The following is an 18,656-nucleotide window of genomic DNA, read 5'->3' as shown; positions in this document are numbered from 1 at the left end:
AGAGCTATGGGCGCGTGTCGCTTACTGCTTGCGACCCAGCGTCTCGAGGGCCTGGCCGACGCTGTTCTGCGAGGTCGAGGCGTTGTTGGACAGGAACTGCATGCGCAGGCTCTCGGCGGTGAGTGCGACGACGTTCGACGGTTGGTCGCCGCCCTGGCCGATCACGTCCGACAGGTTGGTGATGCGCGTGGCCTGTGCGTCGAGGGTCTGCCCCCATGCGCGCGACATCGCCTCGTACCAGCTCGAGCTACCGCCGCCAGCGCCGCCGGTGCGGGTGCCGCGCAGGGTGTTCTGATCGTTGTGCATCGATGCGCGACCGATGAAGTTGCCGATCGCGTCGTTGGAGATGGTGGTCATGTCGTGGCTCCTGTCGTCTGCAAAAGGGGGCTTAGGGAACGAACGCGGCGCACGCGCGCCTGGGGGTTACTGGGTGGTGGCGGCCGGGCGGCCCTGGGTCGCGCCGTTGCGGGTACTCGCGACCACGCCGCGGCTACCGGCGGTGACGCCGGCGACGACCTGCACGAATCGCGGGTCGACCTGCTCGGCAGCCGGCGCCGATGCGGTCGCGGTGTCGTCGAGCGTGGCCACCGGGCCGGGGGTGATCTTGACCAGGTCGCCGCGCGCGTTGAGCACGTGGGCAGACGCACCGATGGAGATCAATCGCCCCTTGCCGGGCAGTTCGTCGCCGGGCACGAAGCGCCGGCCATCGGACGCGATCAAGTGCGGGTCCTCGCCGCGCACGATCGAGACGATGTGCGGCGGGGGCTCCTCGGGCGCCTGCCCTTGCAGCGCGGTGCGCGGCACCTGGCCATCGGGCGTCCGCGGCAGGATCCGGGCCACGCCGGAGATTTCGCTGACCGCCCGCGAGCGGGCCAGGCGCTCGATCTCGGCGCCGTCCTCGAACTCGCCGACCACTTCGACATCGCCATTGCCGGTGTAGCGGGCCTTCACCGGGATGCCGTGCCCGCGGAACATCTCGGCCACGTCGGCGGCGATGTTCTCGCCAGTGCGCAGTTGCAGCGAAGCTGCGATGCCTTCAGCCTGGAGTTGCGCGCGCAGCCGCTCGAGCGTCGCCGCGCTGTCGACCGCGCCGGTCACCGACGGCCGCCCATCGACGCCATCGGAGATCCCCGGATTCATCACACGATGCTCCTGGAGCAGTGCGTCGAGCCGATCGCGCGGATCGACCGTGGTCTGCGAACCCGGCAGCACTGCGGCGAAGATCGCCAGCGAAGCGAGCGACAGTGCGGCGATGCCGGCGATCAGCGGCAGACGGCGAACGAAGCCCGAGCGCCGCGGCGCGACCTCGTCGGGCGGCGCGAAGACGGTCACAAAGCCGTCCCAGTCCGGGTCGTCCTCGCGGCCGAACGCGATTGCGGCCTCGCCCAGCCGCACGGGCTGCACCGTGGCCAGTTCAACCGGATCGCCGGGCTCGACCTGGGTGGCGCCGACCTGGACCGGCGCGTCGAGCGCGCGGACCAGGAAGCGGCCGCCGACCAGCGTCACCAGCGCATGGTGGCTGGCCACGCCGTCGTCTGCGAGGACGATGTCGCAATCCTCGCCACTGCCCACCAGTATCATTTCCTCGGCACCGAGCACGCGGCTTGCGCCGGCATGCAGGCCGTCGACGATGCGCAGCACCTGATGCACGGGCCGCGCCGGATTGTCGTTGCGTTGCGTCATGACTGTCCTCGCTTGGCGTACGCTGCGCGCGGCACCGCGAACATCCGTGCGGCCCGGCGGCATGCGCCCCGGTTTGATACGACATGGTCACGCATTGATCTGCCCCGCCTGCACGATGCGCAGGTCCGGCGCCAGTTCCTGGTACGAGAGCACCGGCAGGTCGAAGAAATCGACCTCCATGAGCTTGCGCAGATGCCTGCGCACGTCCAGCGAACACAACAGCACCGGTCTGACGCCGGGCGCTTGCCGGCCCAGGTGCGCACGCACCTCGTTGCCGAGCCGACCGGCCAGTTCCGGAGAGATCGCAAGCTGGCTGGCACCACCCGCCACGCGGACCGATTGCCGCAGCTTGTCTTCCAGTTCGGGATGGATCAACAGTACATGCAGCGTGCGCTCGTCGTCTGAATAGCGGTCGGCGATTTCGCGTTTGAGCGCGACGCGCACGTATTCGGTCAACAGCACCACATCTTTTTCGCGACCCCCGACATCGGTGATCGCCTCGAAGGCATCGCGCAGGTTGCGGATCGGCACGCCTTCTTCCGACAGCCGCCGCAGCACATCGGCCACACGCTGCGGCGCGACCACACGCAGCATTTCCTTGACCAGATCGGGATAGTCGCGCTGCATGCGCGCGAACAGGTTCGATGTTTCCTGGATGCCCAGAAACCCCCCCATGCGCCGGCGGATCGCCGCATCGGCATGGTGGCCGAGCACGTCGATCGGCGCCTGGGCGCCGTCGGCCTGCGCCTGTGTCCACTCGCCGGCGACGATCGCCGGATAGAAACCGGGCTGTTTCGCCGCGCCGGCAGCGCTCGCCGGCTGCGGCTGCAGCCAGGCGTCGGTGCGCAGACGCCCGGTCGCGATCCGCGCGCCGAATGCGGTCAAGCGGTACTCGTCGTCGGCCAGAGTCGGCACGATGCGCATCGAGGGCACCGGCACCGGCACGCCGTATTCTTCGCGCAAGCGCTGCGCGGTCTCGGCGATGCGCACCTCGAGATTGTGCCCACCCAGTGCCTGCGCGAGCGCAGTCGAGACCTGCAGTTGCAGGGGCGCGGGCGGCGCGAGATCGTCACGCTCGGTTGCCTGCTGCGCTTCGGCGACGACCTCGTCCTCGCTGACCCGGAACGCGCGGCGCAACAGCTCGAACTGATGCCGATAGCGCCAGGCGCTCAAGGTCAGCAGGCCGACGCCCAGCACCAGGAAGACGCCCCACGGGAATCCAGGCACCAGCGTCATCAGCAAGGCCAGGATGCCGGTGATCAGCAGCACGCGCGGCTGTCCGGACACCTGGCGGGTGATCGCGTCGCCCAAGTGGCGATCGTCGATCTCGCCAGTGGTGCGGGTGACGACGAGGCCGGCGGCGATTGTGGCGAGAATCGCCGGGATCTGCGAGACCAGGCCGTCGCCGATCGTCAGGATGCTGTAGACATGCGTGGCCTCGGCCAGCGGCATGCCCTTCTGCAGTACACCGATGGCCAGGCCGCCGAGCAGGTTGATCAGGATGATGACGATGCCGGCGATCGCATCGCCCTTGACGAACTTCATCGCGCCATCGAGCGAGCCGTGCAGCTGGCTCTCGGTCTCGAGCAGGCGACGCTTGCGGCGCGCCTCGTCCTTGTCGATCAGGCCGGCGCGCAGATCGGAGTCGATCGACAGCTGCTTGCCGGGCATCGCGTCCAGCGTGAAGCGCGCCGCGACTTCGGCCACGCGCTCGGCGCCCTTGGCGATGACGATGAACTGCACGACGGTGATGATCAAGAACACCACCATGCCCACGACCAGATTGCCGCCGGCGACCAGCGTGCCGAATGTCTCGACGATGTGGCCGCCTTCGGCGTGCAGCAGGATCGACCGGGTGATCGCGATCGAGATCGCCAGCCGGAACAGGGTGGTCAGCAGCAGCACGCTGGGGAAGCTGGAGAACGCGACCGGCGTCGGGATGTAGATGCCCAGCAGCAACAGGCCGAAGCCGATCGAGATGTTCACCGCCACCAGCATGTCGATGATCACCAGCGGCAGCGGCAGGATCATCACGCTGATGATGGTGACCGCCGCGAACGCCAGGATGACGTCGCTGTAGCCGAACTTGCCGCGGGGCGCGGCGCCGGCCGGTGCGCCGGTCAGGGTGGCGAACAGGGCCTTCATGCCGCCACTCCCTGGCATTGGATCGCGGGCACGCGCCGCGACGCGGGCACCGCGCAATTCCGCACTCCGCGCAAGCTGGACTTCATTCGGCGCATCTGCCCCTGACCTCGTGCGTCACTTTTTGCCCTTGTACGATACCCTACCGATGTTAGGAAGTGGTCAACCGGATGTTGCAAGCGTGTCGCAAGGCCGGGCGCAAGCAATGTGAAGGTCGCGGCGGGCCCGGCGGACCGGGTGACGCCTGGCGTCACGCAGGCTTAACGATCGCCAGCGATATTGAAGCGCGCGTCCGTACGCGTTGTCGCCTCGTTGGCTGGTGCCAGGTCATCGGCGTCCAGATCGGTGACGAACGTCACGGATTGACCGCCGACACCGATGGCAAATGCCCGGCCGGCGCGCGACCGGACCACCACCAGCCGTTCCCGGGGGCCGACCGGCAGGATCTGCACCACCGTCAACGGCGTGTCCCCTCCCGACAATCCATAGCGGCGGCGCAGCAGCCGCAGCAGCAACAACAGGCCAGCGATGATGAAGACCAAAGGCAACACGATGGCCAGCATTTCGCCGACGAATGAATCGCTGGCCGGTGCCGCGGGCGCCGCTGGCGCAGCTGCCGCCCATCCCGGCAACCAAGCGACGGCCAGCAAGCCGGATGCCCGGCACAATGCAGAGAAACGGGACGGGCAGGCGGCACGGGTCATGGCATCTGGGCGAGTGCGCACCGGAGCGGTGCCGGCCTACGGTATCAGCGCCGTGCGGACTGCCGCCGCCGCATGACACGGGCAGCTGGCCCGGCGCGCGCCTCCCGCTCCCAATCGACCGGGCGCGGTGCGCAATCCGAAGCACTGGCCGCCGTGCTGGCGGCCGTACCGTTCGCCTGCGCCGCCTTCGACCGGCGCAGCGGCGCGCTGGTGGCCGCCAATCCGCGCTTCTCGGCCGACCTGGGCGCGCTGCCCGGCCACGGCCAGCGCGATGCGCTGCTCGCCAGCCTGTATGGCGACCTGACCGGCGAGGCGCGCGGCGAGGAAGTACGCGCGCCGCACAGCGGCCGCTGGTATGCGCTGCACTGGCGCGATCTCGACTGCGGCGACCAGGCACTGTCGTTATTGACTGCCGTCGACATCAGCGAACGCATCGAAACGCTGGATTCGCACAAGTCGCAGCAGGAAAAGCTGCTCTTCACCTCCAGGATGATGTCGGTCGGCGAGATGGCCGCCACGCTCGCACACGAACTCAACCAGCCGCTGGCGGCGATCGTGAATTACCTCAACGGCAGCCTGCGGCTGGTCGGCCAGGCCGGCGGCCCGGTCCAGGTCGAGCGCGCATTGCAGGCCGCGCGGACCCAGGCCGAGCATGCGAGCGCGGTGATCGCACGTGTGCGTGAGTTCGTCCGCGCTCGCGAGCCGCGCCGCGACGCCCAGGAGCTGCCGCTGATCGTCGATACCGTGCTCGAGCTGCTGCGGCTGGAGGCCGAGCGCCAGCAGTTGCGCGTGGAACTGGCGCTGCCGGCCTCGCTGCCGCCGGTCTACGCCGACCGGGTGATGATCGAGCAGGTGCTGCTGAACCTGGTCAAGAACGCGATCGAGGCCATGCGCGAGGTGCCCGCCGCGCAGCGCGGCCTGCGGATCGAGGCCCGGGTCAATCTGGACGACGAGATCGAGGTCCGGGTCTGCGACCGCGGTCCGGGCCTGAGCCCGGCACAGAGCGAGCAACTGTTCTCGCCGTTCTACACCACCAAGTCCGATGGCCTGGGCATTGGCCTGGCGATCTGCCGGTCGATCATCGAATACCACGAAGGGCGGCTATTCTTCGAGGCCAGGGATGGCGGCGGCAGCGTGTTCGGTTTCACGCTGCCCACGCCCGACAGGAGGATCTAGCGATGCCCGGCACGCCTTGCGTCTATCTGGTCGACGACAACGATGGCTTCCGCGACTCCACGGCCTGGCTGCTGGAGACGGCGAACTTCGAGGTGCGGGCATTCGCCTCCGCTGCCGCCTTTCTGACCGTGTTCGACAGTACCCGCCACGGCGACGACGAGTGCCTGGTGTCGGACATCCGCATGCCCGAGATGAGCGGCCTGCAGTTGCAGGACGAACTGCTGCGGCGCGGTTCCTCGCTGCCGCTGATCTTCGTGACCGCGCACGGCGACGTGCCGCTGGCGGTCGAGGCGATGCGCAAGGGCGCATCGAACTTCCTCGAAAAGCCCTTCAGCGACGAGGCGCTGGTCGAGGCGATCGGTCATGCGCTGCGCCGCGAACGCCGCCAGGCGGGGGCACCCCAGGGCGAGGCCCTGGCGAAACTGAGCCCGCGCGAGCGCCAGGTGCTCGACCTGGTGGTGGCCAGCAAGCCGAACAAGATCATCGCCGACATCCTGGGCATCAGCATCAAGACCGTGGAACTGCATCGCGCGAACATGATGAGCAAACTGGGCGTACGCTCGTTGCCCGAACTGATGAAGGTGGCGCTTGGACATGGCTGACTCGGGCGCATCGGCGCGCTCCCGCAACGCGACCTCGCTGCGCGAGCGCATTCCCCAGCTGACCACGGCCCAGGCGCAGGCACTGCGCGCGCTGCACCGCCGGCGCCGGCAGTGGCCGTCGACCGCCGGCACGCTGGTCCTGCGCGAAGGCCGCCCGGGCGATCCGGCGAGCGTGTTCGAGCTCGATGCCGACGGCAGCCGGGTGGGCCTGCGCCTGAGCGCAATGCCTGCGGCCGACGACGACGATGCGCTGCGCTGGCAGGACCACCAGGGGCGCGCACGCGTGCTCGCCTGGAGCCTGGCGCACGAAACCGCGCTGGTGCGTCTGAGCGAGGCGCTGGGCACCTCATTGCTGCCGCTGCCCGACCCGCCGCCGGCACCGGCCGTCGATGTGGTCTGGGTCGACTTCGAACTGCGCGCCGACGATGGCGCGTTGCTGACCGGGAGCCTGCGCGCGAGCGTCGACTGGCTCACGGCCGCGCTCGGCCGCGACGCGGCGATCGATACCGCAGCCGCCGATACCGGCCACTGGCGCCAGCTGCCGGCCGTCGTGTCGCTGGCGCTGGCTGGCCCGCCACTGACCGCCGCCGATCTGCGCAACCTGCGTCCTGGCGACGTGGTGATCGTCGGGTCGACCCGCCAGCCGACGCTGCATGCCGATGCCGTCGGCATGCGCTGGCCGATCCGGCCCGGCGCCGAAGGCTGGCGGATCGATGGCCCCCCGAGCCCCCAACCCCGATTCCAGGAGAGTGCCCCGATGAGTGACACCGACGCCCCCGACGCCCCCGACACGCCCGCCGCCGAGGCGCCCGCGCCCGTCGAGGACCCGGCCAGCCGCCTGCCGGTGGAGGTGGCGTTCGAACTGGGCAAGGTCGAGCTGCGGCTGGGGGACGTCGCCGGCCTGCAGCCGGGCTACGTGTTCGCCCTGCCCGCGCACCTGGAAGGCGCGAACGTGACGATCCGCGCCAACGGCCGTATCGCCGGCCAAGGGGAACTGGTCGCGGTCGGCGACACGCTCGGCGTGCGCCTGCTGTCCTGGAGCTGAGGCATGGACTTCAGCACGTTCTCGCCCGCCCTCGTCCTGGTGACGGTGGTCAGCTTGGCGCTGGCGCCGTTCGTGGCGGTGATGGTGACCTCCTTCACCAAGATCGTGGTGGTGCTGAGCCTGCTGCGCAACGCGCTCGGGCTGCAGCAGGTGCCGCCGAACGTGGTCATCAACGGCCTGGCGATCGTGCTGTCGATCTATGTGATGTACCCGGTGATCCTCGACGTCAACGCCGCCGTCGAGGCGCGGCTCGAAGGCCGTCCGCCGCCGGTCTCGGTGCAGCGCCAGATCGAGGCGCGCGCCCAGCAGCAGGCCATACGCGAGGGTCGCGCGATCGAGGTCCGGCCCGCGGCGACGACCGCCCCGCCGCAGGCTGAGGCAACGGCGACCAGCCCGGCCGCGGCCGACGGCCTGGCCGCCGAAGCCCAGGCCCGCGGCGAGACCGGCCCGGCGCCCGATCCGATGTTCAGCGCGGTGCGTGGCGGCTCGAGCAACGACCCGCCCGAAGCGCGCGAGCCGGCATTGCCGGCATTGGCCGAAGAGATCACCCAGCCGGCCACGCCGAGCGCGGCACCGGCGGCGAGCGGTGCGTTCGACACCAACCGGCTGCTGACGATGATCGACGCCGGCAAGGAGCCGCTGCGCACGTTCCTGATCCAGCATTCGAGCGATGCCGAGCGCGCGTTCTTCCTGCGCAGCGTGCAGCGCATGCTGCCGGCCGAGCGCCGCGGCGACCTGACCCCGGACGACTTCATCGTCGTCGTGCCGGCCTTCACCGTCAGCGAACTCACCGCCGCGTTCCAGATCGGCTTCCTGATCTTCCTGCCGTTTTTGATCATCGACCTGGTGGTGGCCAACATCCTGCTCGCGCTGGGCATGATGATGCTCTCGCCCACGACCGTGTCGCTGCCGTTCAAGCTGCTGCTGTTCGTGCTGATCGACGGCTGGGCCAAGCTCGTGCACGGCCTCGTGCTCACTTACGGAACGACCTGATGGGCGACGTCCTGGAGTTCACCAAGGAAGCGCTGTGGCTGGTGCTGCTGCTGTCGGGACCGCCGGTCGCGGCCGCGGCGCTGATCGGCCTGGTGGTCGCGTTCCTGCAGGCGGCCACGCAGCTGCAGGAGCAGACGTTCCCCTACGCGCTGAAATTTCTGACCGTGGTCATCATGCTGTTCGTGACCGGATCGCTGATCGGCGGCACGCTGTACGTGTTCGCCGACCGCATTTTCCTCGACTTCCCCGGCCTCGTCCGGCGCTGATGTTCGACTTTGCGCAGAACCCGCTGCTGGCGCTCGCGCTGACGCTGCCGCGCGTGGCCGGGGCGTTTTTGATGCTGCCGCTGCTGACCACCGAAACGGTGCCGGCGATGGTGCGCAACAGCTTCATGGTCAGCCTTGCGATCGTGGCGATCCCGATCGCGCTGGCCGGTGCGCCGCCGATCGAGGCCGCGGGCACCGCGCACTGGTCGGCGATCGTGCTCAAGGAAACCTTCATCGGCATCTCGATCGGCTTCTGCTACGGCATCGTGTTCTGGGCGATCAGTTCGGCCGGCACGATCATCGACACCCAGGTGGGCATGTCGATGGCGCAGATCTTCGATCCGATCCAGGGCCACCAGACCTCGCTGCACGGCGAGTTCCTGTCGCAGCTCTCGTCGTGGCTGTTCATGGCCAGCGGCGCATTCCTGGTGTTCCTCGACCTGCTGATGACCAGCTACACCGTGTGGCCGGTCATGAGTTTCTTTCCCGACATCCGGCTCAGCGGCATGGCCTTGTTCGTCGGGCAGTTCAGTTACCTGATGACGGCGATGCTGCTGCTCGCCGCCCCGGCGATGGTGATCCTGCTGGTCATCGACCTGTCGTTCGGCCTGGTCAACCGCTATGCGCCGCAGCTCAACGTGTTCGCGCTGACGATGCCGATCAAGGCCTGGCTGGCGACGGCGATCATCCTGCTGATGCTCGGCGTGTTCGTCGAGATCGTGATGCGCCGACTGGTCGACAACAGCGGCCTGGTGAACGCCTTGAAGAGCGCGTTCGGGGGATAGACGGGGCGAACCGGCGACGGATGCCCACTAGCGCATCGGATCGCGCGGATCCTCGAATCGCTCGGCGACCGAGGGATCGTCGGCCAGCGGCGGCGCCGGTGCGGATGCGTCGACAAGGCCGATCTCCTCGCGCATGTCCTCGGGCGGCACGAACTCCGGCGGCTCGGGGCGCGACTCGCCCGAGCGCATGCCCTCGGCCCAGTACAGCACCTGGGCGACCGCCTCGAAGAACTCGTTGCCGATGTAGTCGTCAATCTCCACGCGCGCATTGAGGCCGCGTGCCAGCGGCACGTTCTGCAGGATCGGCACCCCCGACTCCTCGGCCACCCGCCGGATCTCCTCGGCCATGTGGCCCTCGCCCTTGGCCACGACCAGCGGCAGGTCGTCGGTGCCCTGCTCGTATTGCAGGGCGACGGCGATATGGGTGGGATTGGTCACGACGACGCTCGATCCGCGGACGGCATTGAGCATGTTCTGCTGCGACCACTCCTGGTGCAACTGCTTGCGCCGCTGTTTGACGTAGGGGTCGCCTTCGTTCTCCTTGACCTCCTGCTTGATGTCGCGCCGGCTCATGCGCAGCTTCTTGATGTAGGAGTACTTCTGGTACGAGGCATCGAGCGCGGAGACGAAGAAGAACACGAAGATCGTCCAGATGCCGATCCACTTGAGCGCGTGCCAGATCGCGCTGCCGATCGCGGCCGGCTGCGCGAACGGCAGGTGCAGCAGGTTGGGGATCATGCCCCACAGCACGAAGCCGCCGATGGCGATCAGCGCCGCGCTCTTGAACAGCGACTTGACCAGCTCGACGAGATTGTCCATCGAGAACATCTTCTTGATGCCGCTGACCGGGTTCATCTTGGCCAGGTCAGGCGTGACCTTCTTCATCGAGGCCACCGGCCCGACCTGCAGGAACTCCACCAGCAGGCCCAGCAGCACCGCCATCAGCAGCAGCGGCAGGGTCATCGACACGAAGGCCTGCGCGGCCAGCGGCACGACGGTGCGCAGCGCGATGTCGAACGGCTGGTTCATGACCTCCAGCGCCTGCTCGAACAGGCCGCGCACGCGCCGGAACATGAAGCCCATCAACAGCCAACCGCCGACCAGCCAGCCCATCACCAGCACGGTGCTGGTCAGTTCCCGGCTCTTGCTGACATTGCCTTCCTTGCGGGCGTCCTTGAGCTTCTTGCTGGTCGGTTTTTCGGTTTTGTCGGCGCCTTCGTTCTGCTCTGCCATGCGGGCCTGCACCGGCGCATCACGGGGGTCTGAGGCTAGCATGCAGCGCGCAGGCAACGCGCAGTGCGCGGGCCAGGCGCAAACGGGGCGCCGGCCATCGTGCATTCATGTTGAAGCCGCCGGCCGTCGGCCATCGGGCACCCCCCTAGGGCCAGCCCGAGATAGCCCGCATGTGGCACCGGCGTTACAGTCGCGCCATCGTCGCCATGAGCGGCCTCCACGGACCCGAGCGGACACGGTATGAGCGGTATCTCCTCCAACACCGGCTTCACCGCCGCCAGCCTCGAACGGCTGGGCAGCCAGGTCGCGTTCGACGACCTGCGCCAGCCCGATGGCAGCGGCCTGGTCGGTCTGGTCGAGGCTGACAGCGCGCTCGCAGCCCGCGGTCCGCAGGCCGATCCGGGCGAGGACATGCTCAATGCCGTCGCCTGGAACGACGTCCCGGCCGGATCGCGGCTGTTCGCCGGCGATCGCGCGCTCGAAGGCCGTCTTGCCGGCATGGACCTGGCCGCCGCCGCCGACCACGGGACCGACGCGATCCTCGACGCGCTCGGCTAGGGCGGCGCGCGCACGACGCGCTAGAGTGCCGTCGTCCTTGCTGGCTGCAACCCGATGAACGCCGTGCCCTCCGCGCAATCCCTGCGTACTGCCGCCGACCGCCTGGTCTCGGCGCTCGCCACGCATCCCGATCCCGAGTACCGGCTGACCGTGCTCAAGCGCCTGGCACGGCGCCTGGGCGAGGACCGCTATCCGCTGTTCCTGCGCCTGCTGGAGGTGGTTGCCGAAAGCGACGACAGCCACGCGCAGCGCCTGGTTGCCGACACTTTCGGAACGGCTCTGCGCCGCATGGACCTGCCGGGCGGCGCGCTGAGTTCGTGGGGCGCGACCCGCCTGCCCGATGCCAGCGGCCCGGTCGCGGCCAGCGCGTTCTCCGGCCAGTTCTTCGGCGGCACCCCGCGCCGCCTGCTCGGGCCGGTGGAGTACCTGACAGTCTGGCACCTGCAGCGGACCCAACGCACCGCGCTGTCGGCGCAGACTTTCCGCAAGAGCCTGGCCGGGATGATCGCGCTGCTCAACCGCAGCGAGGATGCGCGCACGCTGTATCCGCAGAAGCTCGCCGCCGATGCCCAGAACGAACTGGAAGGCGCCTACACCCGCGCCACGCGCGAGCGGCTGGCCGCGATCGCCGCGGCCTGGCGCGCCGGACGCACGCCCGACGAGATCGCCCAGGCCGCGCTCGATGCCGCGGCGGCCGACACCCCACGCGGCTGGGTCACGCACGATCTGTGAGCGCGGTCAGGACGTCTGACTTGTCGTGAGCGACCCGGCCATTGCAGGATGGCCGGCCTGAGGGGGCCGAGGAGAATCGCCGGATGCATGCGCACGCGCCGACCCGCCGCCGGCCCCGCCGGCGCCCGCATCGTGGGTGCACGGCCCTGTTGCCGCTGCTGCTGTGGCTGGGCGGCTGCGACCGGCCCGCGCCCGACACCGCACCAGCGCCGACCGGCGGCGCGACACCGGTCGAGGCGGTCACGCGCCTGACCGGACACCTGCGCGACGGGGATCTGGCCGCGTTCGCCCGCGATGCGCTGCCGGCCGATCTGGCGCCGGCGCTCGAGCAGGCCTGGCGCGAGGACCGCACCCGGTGGCCGCTGTCGGAGTTGCCGCTGTCGGGCCAGATTCCCGCAGCGCTGGCCGCGCTGCACGCGCCGGACGCCGAGCGTGCGCTGCTGGCGACCTTCGATCGGCAGTTCGCCGGCGCCGAAGGCGAACTGCGCTCGACGGCGCGGGCTTTGGCTGTGTTCGCGACCCAGTACCTGACCCAGTCGCCGGGATTCAGCGACGACGAACGTCGGCATTACACGCAACTGGTCGCAGCCACCGGTGAGTGGGCGGCCCAGGCGCCGCTGGCCGACCGCGCCCTCGCCCAGCTGACCGTCGAAGCGCTCGCCACTGCGGTCCGGCGCACTGCGCTCGACAGCGACGCCGCGCTCGGCCGGGCCGGCATGGCGGCCGGGCTGCGCCGCCTGTCGCCGGTGTTCGAGGCCGGCAAGCAGCAATTGCGCGCCTACGGCCTGGATCTGGATGCGAGCTTCGACAGCGTCGAGCCGACGCTGGCCTCGCAGACCGGCGACCAGGCGCGGGTGCGGCTGCGCTACCTGCTCCATGGCCATTCGATCGATGCCCAGATCGGCGTCGAGCGTGTGGACGGGCGCTGGTACGTGGCCGACTTCCTGCGCCACGCCCGCGCCGCGGCCGCCCCCCCGCCGGCCCCCTGACGTCCGCCGCACGGGGCCGCTTGGGCATAATGCCGCCGATGCCCGACCAACCGACCTTCCCCTTTCCCGACGACCCGCGCGCCCGGCGCGACGGCGACGACACCGACCGGACGCCTGCGGCCCAGCCGCCGGATGCCGCGCCTGCGCCGGCCGACGCACACGCGCGCGCCGCGCACGCGGCCGCCCAGGCGACCGCTGCGGACCCGGCGCAGGCTGCCGATGCGACCCCGGCCACGGACGCGCGTACGCCCCTCGTGGCGCGCCATCCGGCCGCGCCGCGCCGGACCGCGCGCCGGCCGTGGTGGGCCGGCCTGCTCGACCGGCTGCTGCGCCCCTGGATCGGGCTGAAGGTCGAACCGCAGGCCCCCGAGACGCTGGTCGACCATCGTCCGGTCTGCTACGTGCTCGAGGACTACGGCCTGTCGAACGCGTTGATCCTCGAACGCGCCTGCCGCGACGCCGGCCTGCCGTCGCCGCTGCAGCCGCTGCCCGGCGACCCGCTGGGGCGCAAGCGCGCCTATGTCGCGCTGTCGCGGCGCAACGCCGGCAGTGCGCTGGCGCTGGCGGCCGGCAAGCCGCCGTCCAAGTCGACACATTCCGAATCGCTGTCGCGCCTGCTCGAGGCGCACCGACTCGATCCCACCCTCGATGTGCAGGTGGTGCCCGTCTCGATTTTCGTCGGTCGCTCGCCCGACAAGGCCAACGGCTGGTTCTCGGTGCTGTTCTCGGAGAACTGGACGATCGTCGGCCGCTTCCGGCGCCTGCTGTCGATCCTGCTCAATGGCCGCGACACGCTGGTGCGCTTCGCCGAGCCGGTCGCGGTGCGGCCGCTGCTCGACGAGGACCTGGGCGCCGAACGTACGGTGCGCAAGCTCTCGCGCGTGCTGCGCACGCATTTCAACCGCATGCGCGAGGCCATCATCGGCCCCGACCTGTCGACTCGTCGGCTGCTGGTCGACAAGGTCCTGGCGTCGCCGTCGGTCAAGGACGCGATCGCCGACCAGGCGCGGCGCGACAACAGCCGGCCGGAGGACGCGTGGAAGAAAGCCCACGCCTACGCCTACGAAATCGCTGCCGACTACTCGCATCCGCTGGTGCGCTCGGCCAGCTTCCTGCTGACCACGGTGTGGAACCGGATCTTCCGCGGCGTGCTGGTCCACCACCTGGACCGCTTCAAGGAGGCCGCGCCCGGGCACGAGATCGTCTACGTGCCCAGCCACCGCAGCCACATGGACTACCTGCTGCTGTCGTACCTGCTCTACGGCCGCGGCATCGTGCCGCCGCACATCTTCGCCGGCGTCAATCTCAACCTGCCGGTGATCGGCACACTGCTGCGCAAGGGCGGCGCGTTCTTCGCCCGGCGCAGCTTCCGCGGCAATGCGCTGTATTCGGCGGTGTTCTCCGAGTACATGGCGCAGTTGGTCGGCGGCGGCTACTCGATCGAGTATTTCATCGAGGGCGGCCGCTCGCGGACCGGTCGGCTGCTGCCACCCAAGGGCGGCGCGCTGGCGATGACCCTGCGCGCCTACCTGCGCGAGCCGCGCAAGCCGGTGCTGTTCCAGCCGGTATACATCGGCTACGAAAAGCTGATGGAGGGCAGCAGCTATCTCGACGAGCTGTCGGGCAAGGCCAAGAAGAAGGAATCGATCTGGCGGCTGCTGTGGGGCATCCCGCAGGTGCTGCGCAGCAACTACGGCCAAGTGGTGGTGAACTTCGGCGAGCCGATCCACCTCAACGCGGTGCTGGCCGAACTGGCACCCGACTGGGACGGCCGCGCCGTGCCCGAGGACGCCAAGCCGACGTGGCTGGCCAACACCATCGACGTGCTGGCCCAGCGCATCCACGTCAACATCAACCGCGCAGCCGACGTCAATCCGATCAACCTGCTCTCGCTCGCGCTGCTGTCCACGCCCAAGCACGCGATGGGCGAGGCCGACCTGCTGGCGCAGATCGCGTTGTCCAAGCAGTTGCTCGCCGACGTGCCGTACTCCGACCGCGTCACGCTGACCCCGCACACGCCGGCGGAGATCGTCGCCCACGGCGAAGAGATCGGCGTGCTCGAACGCGTCGCCCACCCGCTGGGCGATGTCCTGCGGGTCGGCGACGACGAGCAGGCGGTGCTGCTGACCTACTTCCGCAACAACGTGCTGCATCTGTACACCGCCTCAGCGTGGATCGCCTGCTGTTTCCTGCACAACCGCCGCATGAGCCGGCACACGCTGCTGCGGCTGGGCCGCACGATGTATCCGTTCCTGCAGGCCGAACTGTTCCTGCCCTGGACCGAGGACGCCTTCGCCGACCGCATCGCGCGCACGCTGGCCACCTTCGTGCGCGAGGGGCTGCTCGAACCGCTCGCCGACGACCATGACGGTGATCCGGTCTACGGCCGCAATGCCGGACAGAGCGACGAGGTCTTCCGGCTGCGTGCGCTCAGCCACCCGCTGCAGCAGGCCTTCGAGCGCTACTACATCGCGATCTCGGTACTGGCCAAGAACGGCCCGGGCACGCTGGGCGCCGGCGAACTCGAGGGCCTGTGCCAGTTGGCCGCGCAGCGCCTGTCGCTGCTGTATGCACCGGCTGCGCCGGAGTTTTTCGACAAGTCGCTATTCCGCGGCTTCATCCAGAAGCTGCGCGAACTGGGTCTGGTCCGGCTCGACGGCAACAGCAAGCTGGTGTTCGACGAGCGGCTGACCGCCCTGGCCAAGGATGCGAAAGTGATCCTCGGCCGCGAGCTGCGGCATTCGATCGAGAAGGTCAGTCCGGAAGCAGTGCGCGCCGAGCCGGCATCGACCGAGGCGGCCAACACGGCCGATTAACGCACCTGCGCCGATGCCCGGTCGACGGGCGCGGCGTCGCTGCCGATGGCGGCACGCAGGGCGTCGATCTTGGCATCGGCGTCGGCGATCAATGCCGGCTTGTCCAGCTTGACCGCGATCGCGCGGGTGCGCTGCGCGGCGTCCAGCGCCTCGGTGTGGCGCTGCCGCTCGGTCAGCCAGCGCGTCTGCATCAATAGCGCACTGTGCGCGATGCCATCGGCGAACATCGTCCCGGTCTGGGCCGCATCGCGTTCCAGCACGGTCAACGCGTCGAAGGTTTCAGCGTCGTTCTCGCCATAACGGACGAGAAATCCGCACTCGGCCAACCGGACCATCATCGCGTCCTGGCTGTCGGTCCCGAACTGACGTGCGGCGTCGCGCTTGCCCAGCGCCAGTTGCTGCGCCGCCTCGTCCTTGCGACCGGTGGTCGCGAGCAGCATCGCGTAGCCCCCCCGATGATGCGCCGAGACTTCGCCGTGCGCCGCGACACTGCTCGCGATCGCCGCCCCGAGCGTGTCGCGCGCACGGATCAGGTCCGGATCATCGGCAGCGTTTCCGGCCCGTGCCCACAGATTGCTCGCCCTCAGAAAACGCGCCTCGAGCGTGAACTCCTGATCCGGGCCGTAGTGCCGCTCGTAAATGCGCAGTGCCCGTCCGGTCCGTTCGAACGCTCGGTCCATGTCGCGCGCGTAGGCAGCCAGATGCGCCTGGGCCATGTAGGCGCGCGCGACCGCCGGATGCTCGGCGCCGAGCGCTTCGGACAGAATGCGCTCGGCGAGAGCCGCGGTCTCGCCCGCGCCGGCCAGATCGGCGTTGAGGATCTGGATGAAGGCCAGCTCGGCCAGGGCCATTCCGGTCTGCGGATGCCGCTCGCCCAGGCTCGCGCGACGCCGCGAGATCAACTGGTTCGCCAGTGCGAGCGCGCGTTGCTCGCGCCCGGGCTTGCGCGACGCCCGCACGGTACGGATCAACGATTCGCGGGCATCGTCGGCCAGGATCGGCGCCGCGTCGTCGGTCAAGGCGATCGCGCGCAGCAGATCGGCCTCCGATTCCTCCATGCGCATGCGCCAGCGCAGCCAGATCCCGCGCTGGGTCAGCAGTTGCGCGGTGATGTTGTCGGCGACCGCCGCGGGCAGCGAACGCGCCTCGGCGATCGCCGTGTCCAGCGTTGCAAAGGCGTCCTGCGAACGGCCTTGTCCCGATTCGGCCACCGCGCGCTGCGCGAGGAGCCGCAAGTGGGCGAGCCGGTGCTGCTCGGTCAGCCGGACGGGCAACCGCGCCAGGCCTGCGGCGACCGTCGCCTCGGCATCGGCATGTCGGGCCTGCAGACTCTGGAGTTGCGCCAACGTGGCCAGGTTGAAAGCCGCGGCCAGGGGATCGCGCGGATCGATCACCTCTCCGGCCTCGCGCGCCAGCGCCTCGGCCCGCGCATAGTCGCCGGCGACGGCCCAACTGCGCGCGAGCACCGACAGGCCCCTGGCTCGCATGCCGTCCGCATCGGAGCCGACGGCCTGCCGGCGGAGGCCCTGCTCGAGCGAAACCAGCAGCGCCGACCGGGTCGGCGGCAGGTCGCCCAACTCCGAGATCGCGGCCATGCCCAGCATGGATTCGAAGAAACGGTCGGCCTGACTGGCGATCACCGCCTCCCGGCTGCCCTGCCACACATGCCCACCAAGCAGACCGAGAAGCGCGACCGCCGTCGCCGCGCCTGCGAGCACCAGCGCCCTGCGCGCGCGGGACCTCGGTGCCGGCCGGCCGCGCCGCGACCAGGCCGTGAGCGCGTCGGTCAAGGCCTCGACACTCGCAAAGCGGCGCTCGGGATCGACGGCGACGGCCTGCAATACGATCGCGTCCAGCGGGCCGCGCAACTGTCGCGCCAGCGCGGATGCCGACCCGGCGCCACGCACGCGGACAGCAGAGGTATCGAGTGCAGCCACCAGCGAAGACGGCGCACGCGGCTGCGCCGACGCCAGAGGCGCAGCGCAGGGGCCGTCGCCGCACAGCAGCCGGCACAGCAGCACGCCCAGCGCGTAGACGTCCACGCGCATGTCCCGCGCCCCGCTCGCCAGCGCCTCGGGGGCGGTGTAACCGCTCGTCATCGCCAGCCGCTGCGCCGGCGCGAGCGCGTCGGAGGACATCAGCATCGAGAGGCCGAAATCCAGCAGCCGCGGGCGGCCCTGGGGGGTCACGAGCAGGTTGGACGGCTTGATGTCCTGATGCACGACGCCGCGCGCGTGGGCGTAGGCGACCTGGCCGCAGGCCTCGACGAACAACGCGACGCGATCGCGGATCGACAGCGCCCGCGCGTCGCACCACTGGTCGATTGCGACGCCGTCGATCAGTTGCATGGCGTACCAGGGTCGTCCGGCATCGTCGACGCCGCCGTCGAGCAACGGCACGATATCGGGATGCGTGAGCTCGGCGAGGACATTGCGTTCGGCGAGGAAGGCCTCGACCAGGCGCGGAGAAACGAGGTCGTCGCGGATGCATTTGAGCGCGGCGACCTGCCGCAGCTGTGCGTCCCAGCGGCGGGCCCGGTAGACCGTGCCCATGCCGCCGCGTCCCAGAACGCCGGTGATCTCCCAGGCGCCGATCCGGGTCCCCAGATGCGGATCGGTGTCGGGATGTGCCGCCTGCGTCTCCAGCAGTCCCGAAATCGCCGGGAACGGGGCGCGTGCGATCGAGCGCCCCCGATGATCGGCCGCGAGCAGTGCCGACAGCGCCGCGTGCAACGCAGGATCGGACTGGGCCAGACGGGCCAGCTTCCGCGCTCGCCACCAGCCCGGCAGGCGCACGTAGGCATCGAACAGCTCCAGCGCCCGTCGCTGGACCGCAGGCTCGGAAGACAACGGCGTGTCGATGGCAACTCTCCTGCGTGCGCACCGGATCGGTGGGGATGCACTAGCATGCATCGACCGCGATCGGCAGTCAG

Annotated in this window: 16 protein-coding genes; 10 read left to right on the top strand and 6 right to left on the bottom strand. The window is 69.7% G+C overall.

The features are described from left to right. Nucleotides 1-21: 21 nt before the first annotated feature. The 4 genes from ABE488_RS12115 to ABE488_RS12100 all read right to left on the bottom strand — a co-directional run bounded on the left by ABE488_RS12115 (nt 22) and on the right by ABE488_RS12100 (nt 4,529). Nucleotides 22-357: a hypothetical protein gene (locus tag ABE488_RS12115; RefSeq protein WP_183425288.1), complete on the bottom strand. Its 336-nt coding sequence runs from the start codon at nt 355-357 to the stop codon at nt 22-24. 66 nt (nt 358-423) lie between these two features. Continuing rightward, nucleotides 424-1,683: an FHA domain-containing protein gene (locus tag ABE488_RS12110; protein ID WP_346441831.1), complete on the bottom strand. Its 1,260-nt coding sequence runs from the start codon at nt 1,681-1,683 to the stop codon at nt 424-426. 87 nt (nt 1,684-1,770) lie between these two features. Continuing rightward, nucleotides 1,771-3,828, bottom strand: coding sequence for a type III secretion system export apparatus subunit SctV (sctV, locus tag ABE488_RS12105; RefSeq protein WP_346441832.1), 2,058 nt, complete (start codon nt 3,826-3,828; stop codon nt 1,771-1,773). Between the two features lie 257 nt (nt 3,829-4,085). Continuing rightward, nucleotides 4,086-4,529: a flagellar biosynthetic protein FliO gene (locus ABE488_RS12100; protein WP_346441833.1), complete on the bottom strand. Its 444-nt coding sequence runs from the start codon at nt 4,527-4,529 to the stop codon at nt 4,086-4,088. Between the two features lie 72 nt (nt 4,530-4,601). On the opposite strand from ABE488_RS12100, the gene ABE488_RS12095 reads away from it, so the two are divergent. The 6 genes from ABE488_RS12095 to sctT are packed head-to-tail and all read left to right on the top strand — an operon-like array spanning nt 4,602 to nt 9,396. Beyond that, on the top strand, nt 4,602-5,705 hold the full coding sequence (locus ABE488_RS12095) for an ATP-binding protein (protein ID WP_346441834.1): 1,104 nt from the start codon (nt 4,602-4,604) through the stop codon (nt 5,703-5,705). A 2-nt stretch (nt 5,706-5,707) separates the two neighbouring features. After that, nucleotides 5,708-6,307 carry a response regulator gene (locus ABE488_RS12090; RefSeq protein WP_183425283.1) on the top strand — a complete coding sequence of 200 codons (600 nt, stop codon included), beginning with the start codon at nt 5,708-5,710 and terminating at the stop codon, nt 6,305-6,307. After that, entirely contained in the window at nt 6,300-7,352 is a 1,053-nt protein-coding gene (gene sctQ, locus ABE488_RS12085) for a type III secretion system cytoplasmic ring protein SctQ (RefSeq protein WP_346448587.1), read from the top strand. The genes ABE488_RS12090 and sctQ overlap by 8 nt, the downstream gene beginning before the upstream one ends. A 3-nt stretch (nt 7,353-7,355) precedes the next feature. Beyond that, on the top strand, nt 7,356-8,345 hold the full coding sequence (locus ABE488_RS12080; protein ID WP_346441836.1) for an EscR/YscR/HrcR family type III secretion system export apparatus protein: 990 nt from the start codon (nt 7,356-7,358) through the stop codon (nt 8,343-8,345). Then, complete coding sequence (gene sctS / locus ABE488_RS12075) at nt 8,345-8,611, top strand: type III secretion system export apparatus subunit SctS (protein WP_047136761.1); 267 nt, start codon at nt 8,345-8,347, stop codon at nt 8,609-8,611. Before ABE488_RS12080 ends, sctS begins: the two co-directional genes overlap by 1 nt. Beyond that, nucleotides 8,611-9,396, top strand: a complete 786-nt coding sequence (gene sctT, locus ABE488_RS12070; RefSeq protein ID WP_346441837.1) for a type III secretion system export apparatus subunit SctT — start codon at nt 8,611-8,613, stop codon at nt 9,394-9,396. The genes sctS and sctT overlap by 1 nt, the downstream gene beginning before the upstream one ends. A gap of 27 nt (nt 9,397-9,423) precedes the next feature. Here sctT and sctU read toward each other — a convergent pair whose 3' ends face one another. Beyond that, nucleotides 9,424-10,629: a type III secretion system export apparatus subunit SctU gene (sctU, locus tag ABE488_RS12065; protein ID WP_346441838.1), complete on the bottom strand. Its 1,206-nt coding sequence runs from the start codon at nt 10,627-10,629 to the stop codon at nt 9,424-9,426. Between the two features lie 240 nt (nt 10,630-10,869). On the opposite strand from sctU, the gene ABE488_RS12060 reads away from it, so the two are divergent. The 4 genes from ABE488_RS12060 (at nt 10,870) to plsB (ending at nt 15,724) form a co-directional block, all read left to right on the top strand. Beyond that, complete coding sequence (locus ABE488_RS12060) at nt 10,870-11,187, top strand: hypothetical protein (RefSeq protein WP_346441839.1); 318 nt, start codon at nt 10,870-10,872, stop codon at nt 11,185-11,187. Nucleotides 11,188-11,241: 54 nt separating this feature from the next. Then, nucleotides 11,242-11,919 (top strand): hypothetical protein, encoded by a 678-nt coding sequence (locus ABE488_RS12055; protein ID WP_346441840.1) that lies wholly within the window; start codon nt 11,242-11,244, stop codon nt 11,917-11,919. An 83-nt stretch (nt 11,920-12,002) separates the two neighbouring features. Next, a complete protein-coding gene (locus tag ABE488_RS12050) occupies nt 12,003-12,908 on the top strand; it encodes a hypothetical protein (protein ID WP_346448585.1) in 906 nt (301 codons plus the stop codon). Between the two features lie 29 nt (nt 12,909-12,937). Next, nucleotides 12,938-15,724 (top strand): glycerol-3-phosphate 1-O-acyltransferase PlsB, encoded by a 2,787-nt coding sequence (plsB, locus tag ABE488_RS12045; RefSeq protein WP_346448583.1) that lies wholly within the window; start codon nt 12,938-12,940, stop codon nt 15,722-15,724. On the opposite strand, the gene ABE488_RS12040 is transcribed toward plsB, so the two are convergent. Next, the gene (locus ABE488_RS12040; RefSeq protein WP_346448582.1) at nt 15,721-18,573 is read right to left on the bottom strand and encodes a protein kinase; all 2,853 of its coding nucleotides are present in this window, start codon (nt 18,571-18,573) and stop codon (nt 15,721-15,723) included. The two genes, plsB and ABE488_RS12040, sit on opposite strands and share 4 nt — an antisense overlap. Nucleotides 18,574-18,656 lie beyond the last annotated feature (83 nt).

The organism is Luteimonas sp. TWI662, from assembly GCF_039673825.1.
In the GTDB taxonomy this organism is placed as follows: Bacteria; Pseudomonadota; Gammaproteobacteria; order Xanthomonadales; family Xanthomonadaceae; genus Luteimonas.
Note: the sequence above shows the minus strand (reverse complement) of the source record. Positions and strands in the feature narration are given on the sequence as shown.